16 protein-coding genes are annotated in these 14,652 nt (G+C 42.0%); 15 read left to right on the top strand and 1 reads right to left on the bottom strand.

Features of this window, described 5'->3' with window-relative positions; translation table 11 throughout:
- The first annotated feature begins 14 nt into the window (after positions 1 to 14).
- From A5877_RS01310 to A5877_RS01255, 11 genes are all read left to right on the top strand, one after another.
- On the top strand, positions 15 to 740 hold the full coding sequence (locus A5877_RS01310) for an amino acid ABC transporter ATP-binding protein (protein ID WP_016612186.1): 726 nt from the start codon (positions 15 to 17) through the stop codon (positions 738 to 740).
- Positions 741 to 1,100: 360 nt separating this feature from the next.
- Positions 1,101 to 1,625 (top strand): YqeG family HAD IIIA-type phosphatase, encoded by a 525-nt coding sequence (locus A5877_RS01300; protein ID WP_008378174.1) that lies wholly within the window; start codon positions 1,101 to 1,103, stop codon positions 1,623 to 1,625.
- 1 nt (position 1,626) lies between these two features.
- Positions 1,627 to 2,745 (top strand): ribosome biogenesis GTPase YqeH, encoded by a 1,119-nt coding sequence (gene yqeH, locus A5877_RS01295; protein ID WP_061054243.1) that lies wholly within the window; start codon positions 1,627 to 1,629, stop codon positions 2,743 to 2,745.
- 15 nt (positions 2,746 to 2,760) lie between these two features.
- Positions 2,761 to 3,072, top strand: coding sequence for a ribosome assembly RNA-binding protein YhbY (yhbY, locus tag A5877_RS01290; protein ID WP_005225905.1), 312 nt, complete (start codon positions 2,761 to 2,763; stop codon positions 3,070 to 3,072).
- A 12-nt stretch (positions 3,073 to 3,084) separates the two neighbouring features.
- Positions 3,085 to 3,726, top strand: coding sequence for a nicotinate-nucleotide adenylyltransferase (locus A5877_RS01285; protein ID WP_016620357.1), 642 nt, complete (start codon positions 3,085 to 3,087; stop codon positions 3,724 to 3,726).
- Positions 3,716 to 4,315 carry a bis(5'-nucleosyl)-tetraphosphatase (symmetrical) YqeK gene (gene yqeK, locus A5877_RS01280; RefSeq protein ID WP_008378167.1) on the top strand — a complete coding sequence of 200 codons (600 nt, stop codon included), beginning with the start codon at positions 3,716 to 3,718 and terminating at the stop codon, positions 4,313 to 4,315. Before A5877_RS01285 ends, yqeK begins: the two co-directional genes overlap by 11 nt.
- Before the next feature lie 11 nt (positions 4,316 to 4,326).
- The gene (gene rsfS / locus A5877_RS01275; protein WP_034878521.1) at positions 4,327 to 4,668 is read left to right on the top strand and encodes a ribosome silencing factor; all 342 of its coding nucleotides are present in this window, start codon (positions 4,327 to 4,329) and stop codon (positions 4,666 to 4,668) included.
- Positions 4,668 to 5,396, top strand: a complete 729-nt coding sequence (locus A5877_RS01270; RefSeq protein ID WP_016612181.1) for a class I SAM-dependent methyltransferase — start codon at positions 4,668 to 4,670, stop codon at positions 5,394 to 5,396. Before rsfS ends, A5877_RS01270 begins: the two co-directional genes overlap by 1 nt.
- 27 nt (positions 5,397 to 5,423) lie before the next feature.
- Positions 5,424 to 6,590, top strand: a complete 1,167-nt coding sequence (locus A5877_RS01265) for a nucleotidyltransferase (protein WP_061054242.1) — start codon at positions 5,424 to 5,426, stop codon at positions 6,588 to 6,590.
- A 79-nt stretch (positions 6,591 to 6,669) separates the two neighbouring features.
- Entirely contained in the window at positions 6,670 to 7,392 is a 723-nt protein-coding gene (locus A5877_RS01260) for a YebC/PmpR family DNA-binding transcriptional regulator (protein WP_005225911.1), read from the top strand.
- A 210-nt stretch (positions 7,393 to 7,602) separates the two neighbouring features.
- Positions 7,603 to 8,262, top strand: a complete 660-nt coding sequence (locus A5877_RS01255) for a hypothetical protein (RefSeq protein WP_008378159.1) — start codon at positions 7,603 to 7,605, stop codon at positions 8,260 to 8,262.
- A gap of 62 nt (positions 8,263 to 8,324) precedes the next feature.
- Here A5877_RS01255 and helD read toward each other — a convergent pair whose 3' ends face one another.
- Entirely contained in the window at positions 8,325 to 10,607 is a 2,283-nt protein-coding gene (helD, locus tag A5877_RS01250; protein WP_086299382.1) for an RNA polymerase recycling motor HelD, read from the bottom strand.
- A gap of 140 nt (positions 10,608 to 10,747) precedes the next feature.
- On the opposite strand from helD, the gene A5877_RS01245 reads away from it, so the two are divergent.
- The 4 genes from A5877_RS01245 to thrS all read left to right on the top strand — a co-directional run bounded on the left by A5877_RS01245 (position 10,748) and on the right by thrS (position 14,603).
- Positions 10,748 to 11,620: an aminoglycoside 6-adenylyltransferase gene (locus A5877_RS01245; protein ID WP_086316196.1), complete on the top strand. Its 873-nt coding sequence runs from the start codon at positions 10,748 to 10,750 to the stop codon at positions 11,618 to 11,620.
- On the top strand, positions 11,590 to 12,087 hold the full coding sequence (locus A5877_RS01240; protein ID WP_005235615.1) for an ASCH domain-containing protein: 498 nt from the start codon (positions 11,590 to 11,592) through the stop codon (positions 12,085 to 12,087). Before A5877_RS01245 ends, A5877_RS01240 begins: the two co-directional genes overlap by 31 nt.
- A gap of 88 nt (positions 12,088 to 12,175) precedes the next feature.
- Positions 12,176 to 12,352, top strand: coding sequence for a 2-hydroxymuconate tautomerase (locus tag A5877_RS01235; protein WP_005225916.1), 177 nt, complete (start codon positions 12,176 to 12,178; stop codon positions 12,350 to 12,352).
- A gap of 310 nt (positions 12,353 to 12,662) precedes the next feature.
- Entirely contained in the window at positions 12,663 to 14,603 is a 1,941-nt protein-coding gene (gene thrS, locus A5877_RS01230) for a threonine--tRNA ligase (protein ID WP_005235617.1), read from the top strand.
- Positions 14,604 to 14,652 lie beyond the last annotated feature (49 nt).

The following is a 14,652-nucleotide window of genomic DNA, read 5'->3' as shown; positions in this document are numbered from 1 at the left end:
GGAGAAGACAAGCTATGATGTTAGATATTCAAGAGTTACACAAAACCTTTGGCAGCAATCAAGTGCTGAAAGGGATCACAACGACGATCGAGCAAGGAGAAGTCGTTGTGGTGATTGGACCATCTGGTTCAGGAAAAAGCACGTTCTTACGCTGTTTAAACTTACTAGAAGTACCGACAAGCGGAAAAATCTTTTTTGAAGGAACCGATATTACCGATCCAAAGAATGATTTGTATAAGATGCGGGAAAAAATGGGCATGGTTTTTCAAAATTTCAATCTTTTCCCGAATATGACGGTTTTAGAAAACATTACTTTGTCCCCGACGAAAGTCAAAAAGGTAGCAAAACCAGCTGCTGAAACACTAGCAAAGCAACTATTGAATGATGTAGGTCTGCCTGATAAGGCAAACTCCTATCCACAAAGTCTATCTGGTGGACAAATGCAACGGATCGCTATTGCACGTGCCTTGGCGATGGAACCGGATGTGATGCTCTTTGATGAACCGACTTCTGCGTTAGACCCTGAAATGGTTGGCGAAGTATTGTCTGTCATGCAGCGTTTGGCTCAGCAAGGAATGACGATGGTCATCGTCACTCATGAAATGGGCTTTGCGAAGGAAGTCGCGGATCGGATTTTATTTATGGATCAGGGAATCATTATGGAGGAAGGAACGCCAGAACAGCTCTTTGATCATCCGAAAAACCCGAGAACCATTGATTTTTTAAGTAAAGTATTGTAAAATGCGAGAAGCTCGCAGTTGCAAATGACAATTTTGGACTTTTTCTAAGCATCCTTTCAGTAAAAGGATGCTTTTTTGACGGAAAAAAAGACTACTTTAAAGAAGTGATGGAACAAACTGTTGTTTCGACACCTTCGTTTTTCAGTTCTTTTACAAGAAACCTGCAGAAACTAGCGCACTTGCTAGTATTCAAAAAGATTCTATTGTATAATTACAGGTTGAAGAGGTCTGATCCTTTTAGAAACTGCCTGCTTGCTTGTCAACAGCTAGTACGGTTTCTTTTTAAAGATCGACTATGTGGATCGATGACTAGTCGCCGACTTTTAACATGCGAAGAAATCAGATAGTAAAGGAGATTCTATGTTTTCAAATTATAAACCGACTTGGATGGTCGATGCGATTTATAAAATCACCCCTAGCCAACTAAAGGCACAGGGGATCAAAGGGATTTTGACCGATCTTGATAATACCTTGATTGCTTGGAATAATCCTGATGGAACCGAAGAATTAAAAAACTGGTTATTGGAAATGAAAAACGCTGGCATACCGGTGATTGTCGTTTCTAACAACAATAGTGAACGCGTGGCACGGGCTGTTGCGCCTTTTGGTTTAAAGTACGTACACCGCGCATTAAAACCTTTTTCAAGAGGGATCAAACAAGGGTATCAGCAATTAGGCTTGAAAAAAGAAGAGGTTGTCATGATCGGCGATCAGATTATGACGGATGTACGAGGTGCCAATCGTGCTGGTGTTCGCAGCATTCTAGTGAAACCAGTGATCCCAACGGATTCTTGGAAAACCCAGTTTAATCGAGCAGCAGAAAGAAAAATCATGAACTATTTATTGAAACACAACCCAGAGTTAAAATGGCGTGGAGGAATTTAATATGACAGAAGGAATCGAACAAATTCACTGTATCGGCTGCGGGGCATTGATTCAAACAACAAATCCTAACGAATTGGGGTACACCCCGCAATCTGCATTAGAAAAAGGACTTGAATCAGGAGAAGTCTATTGTCAACGCTGCTTCCGCTTGCGCCATTATAATGAGATTCAAGATGTCGCGCTGACAGACGATGATTTCCTACGTTTGCTGAATGAAATCGGGGAAAAAGACGCCTTGATCGTTAATGTCGTCGATATTTTTGACTTTAATGGTTCATTGATCCCAGGACTGCACCGCTTTGTTGGTGATAATCCTGTTTTATTAGTGGGCAACAAGGTGGATATTTTACCGAAATCTTTGAAAAAATCGAAAATGACCCAATGGATGAAGGAACGGGCTCACGAAGTCGGTTTAAGACCCGTCGATGTATTGTTGACGAGTGCCAAGAAACCGGGTGAAACCCAAGCGTTGCTACAAGCGATCGAAACGTATCGTGAAGGTCGTGATGTGTATGTGGTTGGTGTGACGAATGTTGGAAAATCAACATTGATCAATCAAATCATCAAACAAACAGCAGGGATCAACGAGCTGATCACCACTTCGCGATTCCCTGGAACTACATTGGATAAAATTGAGATTCCATTGGACGACGGGCACTTTTTGATCGACACACCAGGAATCATTCATCGTCATCAAATGGCACACTATTTAGGTAAAAAAGATCTGAAAATCGTGGCACCAGCCAAAGAAATTAAACCGAAAGTGTATCAATTGAACCCTGAACAAACCTTATTCTTAGGGGGACTTGCCCGTTTTGATTTCATACAAGGAGAACGAAGTTCGTTTGTTGCCTATGTAGCGAATGATGTGGCGATCCATCGGACCAAATTAAGTAAAGCCGATGAATTTTATGAGAAACATGTTGGTGGGCTGCTGCAGCCGCCACGAGCCGATGAAGTGGCGGATTTTCCTGAACTCGTCCGTTTCGAATTTTCAATCAAAGAAAAAACCGATATCGTTTTTGCTGGACTTGGCTGGATCACGATCACCAAACCATGTGTCATCGCCGGGTGGGCGCCAAAGGGTGTCGATGTGCTTAGACGTAAAGCATTAGTATAAGGAAGAAGGAAGAATATGGACTTACGAGGAAAACAAAAAAGATTTTTACGAAGTGAAGCGCACCATCTAAACCCGATTTTTCAAATCGGCAAAGGCGGCTTGAATGACGCGATGATGGCGCAAATTGAAGAAGCACTAGAAAAACGAGAATTGATCAAAGTCTCATTACTCCAAAATACCGATGAGGTTGCTGACGAAGCAGCTGAAACGATCCGTGAGAAAGTTGGCTGTGAAGTGGTCCAGATCATCGGACGAGTGATCGTTTTATTCAAACCGTCTAGTAAAGAAAAATACCAAACGATTTCAAGCAAAGTTCGTTCAATTTAGGAGGGAGAAGGCATGCAAGGACAAACATTTGGAAAGGTACAAACGGTTTTAGAGACACAAACACAAGAACTTGTACCGAAAAAGCAAGTGGGCATTCTTGGTGGAAATTTTAATCCAGTACACTACGCACATCTGGTCATGGGTGAGCAAGTAGGGCAAGCATTAGGGCTGGATAAAGTTTATTTCATGCCTGAGTATTTACCGCCTCATGTTGATGAGAAAAAGACAATCCCCGCTGAGCATCGTTTAGCGATGTTGAAGTTGGCGATCGCCGATAATCCGCGATTTGCTGTAGAGACCATTGAGTTGGAACGAAAAGGTAAGAGTTATACGGTTGATACGATGCGGGAATTGACAGCTAAGAATCCAGATACTAATTATTATTTTATCATTGGCGGGGATATGGTGAACTATTTACCAAAATGGCATCAAATCGATGAGCTGATGGAATTGGTAACTTTTGTGGGGGTTCGCCGCCCGGAAGTGCCGATCGATAGCCCATACCCGATTATTTGGATCGATATTCCTCTAATGGATGTCAGCTCAACAACAATTCGTAAAAAAGTGCAACAAGGTTGTTCGGTTCGCTACTTATTGCCAGATAATGTGTTACACTATATTCAAGAAAAGGGGTTGTACTTGGATGAAGAGTGAACACTACACACAAGCAGAACGGGAACTTTTGATGCAAAAGGTCCAAATGCAGATGAGTCAAAAGCGCTTTGAGCATGTGTTGGGTGTCGAAAAAACGGCCGTTGCCCTTGCGGAAAAATATGGTGCTTCACCGGTCAAAGCCAGCATCGCTGCTTTGACGCATGATTATGCGAAGGAACGCAGCGATGAAGAATTTCAATTAGTCATTCGTAGAGACGGATTTGAATTGGATCTCTTGAACTGGAACAATGCTATCTGGCATGGACTCGTCGGTGCTGATTTCGTTCAACGAGAATTAGAAATCGATGACGAAGAAATCTTACAAGCGATCCGTTTGCACACAACCGGAGCTGCCAAGATGAGCCTACTAGATAAAATCATCTATGTAGCAGATTATATCGAACCCGGGCGTACGTTTCCTGGAGTCGTTGAGGCTAGGGAAATCGCAATGATCGACTTAGATGCCGCTGTTGCTTACGAAACGAAACATACCTTGCTTCATTTGATCGAAACAGAAGCAGTTATCTACCCAAAAACGATCGAAACCTACAATTTTTGGGTAGCCAAATATAGGAGGGAATTACCATAGATAGTCAGAAAATATTAGAAATTGCTGTAAAAGCCGCCGATTCAAAACATGCCGAAGATATTATGGCATTAGATGTGCGGGAAATCTCTTTGCTAGCAGATTACTTTGTGATCTGTTCAGGAAATAGTGAACGTCAAATCAATGCGATCATTGATGAAGTCATCGATAAAGAAGAAGAAAGTCAAGTATCTGTTCGCCGTGTCGAAGGAAAAGATGGTGGAAAATGGGTCTTGATCGACTTAGGTGACGTAATCGTTCACGTATTCAGTGCCTCAGAACGTGCTTTTTACAACCTAGAAAAATTATGGTCTGATGCGCCGCTTGTGGATCTTAATGAATGGGTCGTGGCGTAATGGCTTACGAAACCTTCGCATTTGTCTATGACGAAGTAATGGATTCCAGTCTCTATAAAAAGTGGCTGGATTTTTCTTGTCGTCATTTAGGAAAAAGAAAACAGCTGTTAGAATTGGCTTGTGGAACCGGTGCGTTAGCCGTTGAATTTGCCAAGGCTGGGTTTGATGTGACTGGGTTAGATCTTTCAGAAGAGATGCTGATGATCGCTAGTCAACGGGCTGAAAAAGAAGAGGCGGCTGTGCAATTTGTTGCGGGTGACATGCTGGATCTCGTAGATATTGGCACCTATCAAGCTATTACTTGCTATTCTGACTCCCTTTGCTACATGGAAGACGAGCAGAGTGTGCAGCAAGTTTTTGATGGTGTTTACAGTTGTTTAGAAGAAGATGGCGTCTTTTTATTTGATGTGCATTCCTTATATCAAATCAATGAAGTGTTTCCTGATTATAGCTACCATTACCAGACGGATGAATTTGCCTTTCTTTGGGAAAGCTATCAAGGAGAAAAAGACCATAGCATTGAACATTTCTTGACCTTTTTTGTTGCACAAGAGAATGGGTTGTTTGAACGCTTAGATGAGCTTCATCAAGAAAGAACCTATCCTCTCGAAAGCTATTTAAGAATGTTAGAAAATGCTGGTTTTGCTAATGTTGAATGCTACGCTGATTTTATCGATACAAAACCAAATGAAAAAAGCCGTCGCTGGTTTTTTGTCTGCCATAAGTAACCGTTATGTAAAACAGGAGGGATGTCGATGAAGGCTTGCGGACTAGTCGTAGAATATAATCCTTTTCACCATGGCCATCAATACCACGTGGACAAAGCCAGGCAAGAAACCAACGCCGATGTCATTGTAGCCGTGATGAGTGGAAATTTTTTACAGCGTGGTGAACCGGCGATCATCGATAAATGGCAACGAGCCCAAGCGGCATTGCAAAATGGCGTCGATTTGGTCGTTGAACTGCCATCCGCTTGGGCCGTCCAGTCTGCTGATTTTTTTGCAGCGGGAGCGATTAGGATCTTACAAAATCTGCAATGTGATTCTTTGTGTTTTGGTACAGATGCGAAACAACCCTTTGACTATGCAAAGTTCGCTCAGTTTGAAAAAGAAAATCAGCGGATGATCGATGACGCATTTCAACGCATAGCTAGGCAAAATGCTACCTATAGTCAAAAAATGAGTATGGTCCTCAGTGAGCTTTATCCTGAGTACCATGCAGAAAAAGACCAGCCGAATCATCTGTTGGGTATGGCGTATGCACGGGAAGTGTTGTGTTATGAAAAACCAATGAGGCTTGTTCCCATTCAACGAATTGCGGCCTCTTATCATTCAGAACAATTTAAGCATCCAACGATCGCTAGTGCCACAGCCATTCGTCAAGGACTCAAACAAGGTGAAGCTGTTGTGGATTTTGTTCCTGAAGCAACACAAAAATTTCTTTCGCAAACAACAGTCGACTGGGAAGCCTTTTGGCCGTATCTTCAATACCAGATCATTTCTGCCCCCCTCGAAAAATTAGCTGCTATTTACCAGATGGAAGAAGGACTAGAATATCGACTAAAACAATATGTGACTGCGGCGGATTCGTTTGCAGATTTTATCAAGTTGTTAAAGACAAAACGCTATACCCAAACGAGACTGCAGCGTCTTGCTTGTTATGTATTGTTCCAAGTGACAAAAGCTGAAATGAAGGAAGCCCAAGCACATCCCTTTATTCGAGTCTTAGGCTATACAAAGCAAGGGCAGCACTATTTAAAAGAAGTCAAAAAAGAGCTGACCCTGCCGCTGATCGCTAAATTCGGTAAGAAAGAAGCACAGCGCTACGGCTTGTCATTGCGGATCGACCAGATTTATCAGCAAGGGAATGCTCAAATCTCAGAACAAAATTTTCGAAGAATTCCGCTTTTTATTGATAAATAAGTGAAAATTGCTTCACAGAACGCCATTTGACAAGTATAATGAATAAGGATTTTTAAAAACAAGAAAGCGAAGTGAAATCATGGGTCGTAAATGGGCAAATATCGTAGCGAAAAAAACTGCTAAAGATGCAAACAATAGCCGAGTTTATGCAAAATTTGGAATCGAAATCTACGCAGCAGCAAAATCGGGTGATCCTGATCCTCACGCGAACCAAAAATTACGCTTTGTTATCGAACGTGCGAAAACCTACAATGTGCCAAAACACATTATTGACCGTGCGATTGAAAAAGCCAAAGGTTCTGGCGATGAACAATACTCAGAACTTCGATATGAAGGATTTGGACCAAATGGATCAATGGTGATCGTCGATACTTTGACAAACAACGTCAACCGTACCGCAGCCGATGTTCGGGCCGCTTTTGGTAAAAACGGCGGGAATATGGGTGTTTCTGGGGCAGTTGCTTATATGTTTGATAACACAGCATTATTTGGCTTTGCTGGTGACGATGCCGATGAAATCTTAGAATACTTGATGGACAAAGAGATCGATGTTCGTGATGTTGTTGAAGAAGATGGACAAATTATCGTTCACGGTGAACCAAGTGACTTCCATGCCATTCAGGAAGCCTTGAAAGAAAAAGGAATCACCGAATTTTCAATTGCTGAAATGCAAATGATTCCTCAAAATGAAGTAACCTTAACTGGCGATGATCTAGAAAAATTCGAAAAAATGATCGATGTATTAGAAGATCTTGAAGATGTTCAAAATGTCTATCACAATGTGGCAGACGCTGAAGAATAAGACATACTGGCAGCCTAGAGGTGATCTGGCTGCCAGTTTTTGGTGTTTTTTTCATCAACCTTCCGTTGTTTAGTCAAGTGAAAAAAACAAGAGAGCGAGAAGCACTTCTCTTGAAAATTCTTCAATATTCATCGTCTTTTCAGTTGGTTTCCAGACATTTTATATGTTATGATTTACTACATAAGCAAACAACTCGTTAGGGGGGCAGACATGGAAGAAAAAATCGTTTTAGAGCCATTTAATCGAATCTTAAGTGGTTTTGAAAAGCTAGCAGAAGTGTCTGTATCGATTTCTGACTGCTCGGCTCTTTGTCGGAAATATCAAAAGTATGGGGTGGAAGGGTATCGTCTAGGCGATTATCGTGGTTCTTCTTATTTGAATCGTTATTTAAATGTCGTCGTTGATCGCGCACCCTTGTTAATTTATAAAGAGCGATTCTTGATTCCTTTGGTCTTTCGCATGTCGGAATACTCTGAACGACTCTTTATCGATGATTATCGAATGGAAGGGTTCTTCATGCTGTTGGATTGGCTTTTGGAACACCGACCAGAAAAAGCAATTATTGATTATAAGCGAACGCGTGCTTTACCTCACAGAAAAGAATTGGTGATCGATAGTTCTTATGTGCTTTTTCGATTGACGGAAATTCTCGACGGTGCTGGTTTTCCTCTTAGTCGCTTTACAACGATCGAGGAATTTAGTCAATGGAATCGTACCCATCGTTTGATCGATAATGGCAGTATCGGACGTCATACAAAATTATTTGTTCCAGAAGATCCGGAACACGTTTCTGAGCTGCAGATGATTTTAACAATCGTTGGGATGCGTTATCCAGAAACCCGCTTATTTATTGGCGAATTAAAAGGCTAAAAAACATCACAATCGGCTGGTTTCATTTGAAAATCAGTCGATTGTGATGTTTTTTTGTTAGGTTATTCGTCAATCCGTGATGCTTCTTGAAACTGATAAGTGGCAGGATCAGCTTTCACTAGAAGCGGCAATTCTTCTTGGGTAAGGACGGTCAACTGATGCATCGCCCGTGTCGCCATTGTATAAAAAATCAATTGGTCTTGTTCAGTCGCGAAAGTGGCACCTGGTGTCCAGACAAATACTTGGTCAAACTCTAGCCCTTTTGCTAAAAAGGCCGGGAAGATCATGACATTGCGTTTCATGAAGTCTTCTTCAGAGGTGATCAGCTGCACTTGTTCCTGCATTGTTTCTGTCAGCTGGGCATATAACTGCTGGCAATCCTTTGCGGTTTTACAAATGATCGCGGTGCGCCAACGCTGATTCTCCGCTGCCTTTCGAATACTGGTTTCTAGGAAAGCCAGATTTTCAGATTCAGTTCCTTTAACAATTGTTGGTACCGCACCTTTACGAGCCGTCAATTCCACTTGATCACTGCCAACTAAAAATTGATTGGCGAAATCTGTGATTTCCTTAGTCGAACGATAGCTGGTTTTCAATTGATAACGTTTCACGCTTTCGTGGGGGAATAATTCTGCTAATGCTCCGACGATCGTTTCATTGCCATAAACTTTTTGGTTCAAATCGCCGCACAGGGTGATACCAGCCTTTGGATAAAGCTGACGCAGCAGAGCCACTTGTGCTGGTGGAAAATCCTGCATTTCATCGATAAAGATAAACCGAGCTTTTTCTTCGACGTGAACAGGATAAAGCTGTTTGATCAGTAAGAAAAACAAAACGGCGTCTTCTTGTTTGATTTGTCTTTGGCGCATTCCTTGGCGAATGTTGGCAATACTTTGCTGCCAAGCCGCAGCCTCGATGCCAGTTTCTTTGACTGCAGCAGACTCAACCGATTGTAAAAAGTGTAAGTATTGCTTGGCTTGGTTGATAAACTGAAAGTTTTTCACTCCCCGCGTCAAGGAACGGAACTTCTTACGGACGATCTGCTGTCTGAGTTTCTTCCGCAAACGGCGTTCGTTTTCTTCGCTGTATTCTTGATGAGGATCGTTGGTAAATACTTGTTGCAATTGCTCTTCGGTCGCTTCTTTGACCCAGTCTTTTTTGGCTTCATCTTTTTCCAAGCCGCCGATTTTTTTTAATAATTTTGTTTGAAGCAGTTGGGTTCTTTGGTAAATCGGCAATTCATGATTGGTTTCTTGGTACCAGCGGCGAATCTGTTCTTTTGTCAAATAGGTTTGCCCTTGGATTTTTAGATCACGGAACAAGGGGCCGATCGGTGCAATCGAACGGACATAACGGTTGATTTTTTCCACCAAGAAAAGACTACTTTTGATTTTTTCAATGGCATCATCGTCGCCGCTTAAAAAGTTCTCTTCTTGTTGGGTTTCTTTTGTTACTTCATAGCCAGTCAGAATCAATTGGATAAAGTGGTGGAAGGTTCTTGTGGGCACTTCACTTTCCCCTAATGAAGGCAGGACCATGGATATATAGTCAGAAAACAAATGATTGGGTGAAAACAGCAAGACTTGTTTTTCGTCCAGCCATTTGCGATTACGGTAAAGTAAAAAGGCGACCCGTTGCAATAAAGCAGAGGTTTTCCCACTTCCAGCAATCCCTTCGATCAGTAAAAATTTATTGGTGGTATCACGAATAATTTGGTTCTGTGCTTTTTGGATCGTTGAAACGATGTTACGCATTTGAGAAGAAGAGGCCTCATCCAAGATTTCCAATAAAAATTCGTCATTGATGATCTCCGAAGTATCGACCATCGATAAGATCTCACCATTTTGAATTTTAAACTGGCGTTTTAAGAGCAGCTCTACCGTAAAACGGTCGGTGTCTGTTTCGTAGAATGTTTCACCAAGTTCTCCTTCATAGTAAAGATTAGCGATCGGTGCGCGCCAGTCAATGACGATCGTTTCTTCCTCTTTGTCTCGTAAAGAAGCGATCCCTAAATAGAGGGTCTCGGTTTCTTGCTCTTCTTTGAAATCGATTCGAGCAAAGTAGGGATTGCCTGCCATCGTTGTTAGGGTTTTGACGCGTTTTTCTTGTGATTCTGCGGTTTGATACTTGATCAGCAGTTCTTGTTCATGCTGCTGGTACTCGATAACTGATTCATAAAAGGCTTCACTGTCGCCTCCGCGAATTTTCTTATCGGCGATTTCTTTTAATTGATCATCCATTTTAGCGGCTAATTCTTGTTTTTGCTGCGAAAGGATCGCTTGTTCTCTGTGGATCAGAGCAATGGTTTCATTGACATGTTGTTGTTCTTTTTGACGTTCGTTCACGAAGGATCCTCCTTAAAAAAATTGCGACATAAAATTATAGCATATTTTCCCTGTGAATGTCGTGGAAAAAAAGAAACTATGCTAATATTTATAAAAAGAGCTTAGGTGTTCAAAAACGAAACGAAATAGAGGTGGAAAAGGTGAGAGAAGAAGCAGAATTGCGCCAATTGATCCTGTCTGTTGGGAAACGTGTTGGGGCACGTGCCATCGGTTTATCTGGTTCACGGACCGATCCACAGGCGTCAAAAGATATTTTGCAGGATTTTGACGTGGTCTTCGTGATGGAGGATATTCAGCCTTTGGTCGATGATTCTTCATGGTTAGAAGCCTTTGGATCAATCATGATCAGGCAAACACCGGAAGCTAGCACGATTTATCCACCCAGCTTGGGTGGTTGTTTTACCTACTTAATGCATTTTCAAGACGGAGCACGAATCGATCTCATGCTTTGTCCTCTTGCACTGGTCGATCGTCTTGCTAAAGAACCAGGCTTGCAGCCGCTGCTTGATCCAGACCAATTACTAAGTTTTGCTAATCAAGCAAATCATTCGCATTACTGGATCAAGCGCCCGACCCAAGCCGCTTTTCAAGAACACTGCAATGAATTTTGGTGGGTAAGCACGTATGTTGTGAAAGGGCTGCTTCGAAAGCAGCTGATTTATGCTACGGATCATTTATATACCATTTGTTGGCAAGAGTTGTTATGGATTGAAGATTTGTTTGTTGCCCATGCTCAGCAATTTCAGGTGAGTACTGGGAAAAATCATAAATACCTGCAGTCGTTTCTAACGGAAAAGGAGTGGCGGGAATTGACCTCATTGCTTGATTTTTCCACGATCACTGCTTGCGGTCAGTCCCTTTTGAAGATGCAAAAACGATTTGATAAGCAAGCAAAGAAAATCAGCGAGAAATTAGGGTTGGCCTATGATTGGCAAGAAGCTGAGAATGTCCAAACATATACGAAGTATTGGAGTGAAAAAAATTGGCAGATGAGACCAGAGAACCAAAAATAAAAGACAGTCAGATTCAAGCGTTTTGGCAGCGGTTTTTAAAAGCAAATCCAAGAAATCAATCTTCTCTGACCTATGAAGATGCTTGGTCCTTTGGTGATACTTCAGAAATGGCGGATGAACTGGCAGCACTTGTTTTAGCTGGCAAAAAGACAGCGACGACCTCCGCCGCTGCGCTCTATGAAATCGAGCAAGAAGCATTGCCACAATCAGAAACGTATAGTGTCCTTTTAGATGGTTCGGATGTACCAAGAGCTGTTCTTTATTTAGAGTCAGTGTCGATCGTGCCATTTGATGAAGTGACAGCAGCGTTTGCCTTTTTAGAAGGGGAAGGAGATCGCACTTTGGCTTATTGGCGCCGTGTTCATGAAGCTTTTTTTCGACGAGCTTATGCCTCAGCGGGGTTGTCTTTTCACGATCAAATGCTATGCGTTTGTGAAAAGTTTTCTGTCGTGTATCAGGAGGAATAAAGACACGTTTTTCTTTGGAAATCATGGGAATAGCTTTTGTCTTTTTGAAAAAGGTGTATAATCAAAAGCAAACAAAGGAGGAAATCGTATGCCATTTATTCATGTCGAACTAGTTGAAGGGCGTTCGCAAGAACAACTGACGAATATGATGAAAGAAATCACTGAGGCGGTCCATAAAAATACGGGTGCCCCTAAGGAGCATATCCATGTCATCATCAATGAAATGAAGCAAGGAACTTATGCTGTGAATGGCGATTGGAAATAATTCTCTTGCTTTTTCTTGTAGGTAGTGGTTTAATTGAGCCATAATCGATCAATAAAAAAGACACCTGAGTTTGAGAGTCTTCGATAAGAGAGGGAAATCTTGGCTGAAAATTTCCTGGAAGAAAACCAAAGGATGACCACTTTTTTAGACCTCTGTCGAAACGGAGGCGGTTGAACCGTTATCTCATGAAGAGGAAAACAGACTTTTTCTGTTTTCGAACAATAGGTGGAACCACGAGTGATCGTCCTAGTATCGTAACCGATACTAGGACTTTTTTATTGATTGAAATCATTCAAAGGAGGACATTCATATGTCATTATTTATTACATTTCCTGATGGCGCAAAAAAAGAATTTGCTGTTGGGGTAACAACTAAAGAGATTGCTGAAAGTATCTCGAAAAGTCTTGCAAAAAAAGCCTTAGCTGGAAAAGTCAATGGACAACTGATCGATCTTTCACGTCCGATCGAAGAAGATGCAACGATTGAGATCGTGACACCCGATCATGAAGACGCCTTAGGTTTACTTCGTCATTCGACAGCTCATTTAATGGCTCAAGCCATGCGCAGACTCTATCCATCGATCCATTTTGGAGTAGGACCTGCAATTGATTCTGGTTTTTACTATGACACAGACAATGGGGAAAACCCAGTAACTGCGGAAGATCTACCAGCAATCGAAGCAGAAATGATGAAAATCATTAAAGAAAATCTGCCAATTGAACGACGTGTATTAACAAAAGAGGAAGCTTTGGCTCTTTTTGCTGAAGATCCATACAAAGTTGAGTTGATCACAGAATTACCAGATGACGAAACGATTACTGCCTATCAGCAAGGAGAATTTGTTGACTTATGCCGCGGCCCTCATGTCCCATCGACAGGTCGTATCCAAGTGTACAAATTGTTATCAGTAGCCGGAGCCTATTGGCGTGGAAGTTCTGATAATCAAATGATGCAAAGGGTATATGGAACAGCCTTTTTCGATAAGAAAGACTTGAAGGAATTTATTCGTTTACGAGAAGAAGCAAAAGAACGCGATCATCGTAAATTAGGGAAAGAATTAGAATTGTTTATGTTGTCCCCTGAAGTCGGCGCGGGTTTGCCTTTCTGGTTGCCAAAAGGAGCAACGATCCGTCGTACGATCGAGCGTTATATCGTGGATAAAGAAGTTAGCCTTGGGTACCAACACGTATACACACCAATCATGGCAAACGTGGATTTATACAAAACATCAGGGCACTGGGATCATTACCACGAGGACATGTTCCCACCAATGGATATGGGGGATGGCGAAATGCTGGTTCTACGACCAATGAATTGCCCGCATCACATGATGGTTTACAAAAATGACATCCATTCGTATCGTGAACTACCAATTCGGATCGCTGAATTAGGAATGATGCACCGCTATGAAAAATCAGGGGCACTATCAGGGTTGCAACGGGTTCGGGAAATGACCTTAAATGATGGTCATACATTTGTTCGTCCTGATCAAATCAAAGAAGAATTCAAACGGACACTGGATCTTATGGTGGGCGTTTACGAAGACTTTAATATTACTGACTATCGTTTCCGTTTAAGTTATCGCGATCCACAAAACAAAGACAAATATTTTGATGACGATGCGATGTGGGAAAATGCGCAAACAATGCTAAAAGCGGCCATGGATGAATTAGAATTGGATTATTTTGAAGCTGACGGTGAAGCAGCTTTCTACGGACCTAAACTAGATGTCCAAGTGAAAACAGCTTTAGGTATGGAAGAAACCTTGTCAACGATCCAATTGGATTTCTTATTGCCTGAACGATTTGATCTAACATATGTTGGTGAAGATGGCGAAAACAATCACCGTCCAGTGGTGATCCACCGCGGAATCGTTTCAACGATGGAACGTTTTGTGGCTTACCTGACAGAAGTCTATAAAGGGGCATTCCCGACTTGGTTGGCACCAATCCAAGCATCGATCATTCCGGTCTCAGTCGAAGCCCACAGCGACTATGCTTACGAAATCAAAGAACGCCTGCAAGCGCAAGGACTGCGAGTGGAAGTGGATGACCGCAACGAAAAAATGGGGTATAAGATCCGTGCATCACAAACCCAAAAAATTCCTTACCAAATTGTTGTTGGGGATCAAGAAGTCAATGATGCGACAGTCAATATCCGTCGCTACGGCAGCAAGGAGACCCAAGTCGAAGAATTGAATCTGTTTGTTGATGCAATGGCTGCTGAAGTGAAAAATTATAGTCGAGCATAGCTTTTGGTTCAAAGAAAACGAATGATTTTATAGTATAGGCACCTGCTTT

This window comes from Enterococcus sp. 3C7_DIV0644, assembly GCF_002141235.1.
GTDB lineage: Bacteria > Bacillota > Bacilli > Lactobacillales > Enterococcaceae > Enterococcus_D > Enterococcus_D entomosocium.
The sequence above is the reverse complement of the archived record's forward strand: the minus strand, read 5'-3'. Positions and strand labels throughout refer to the sequence as shown.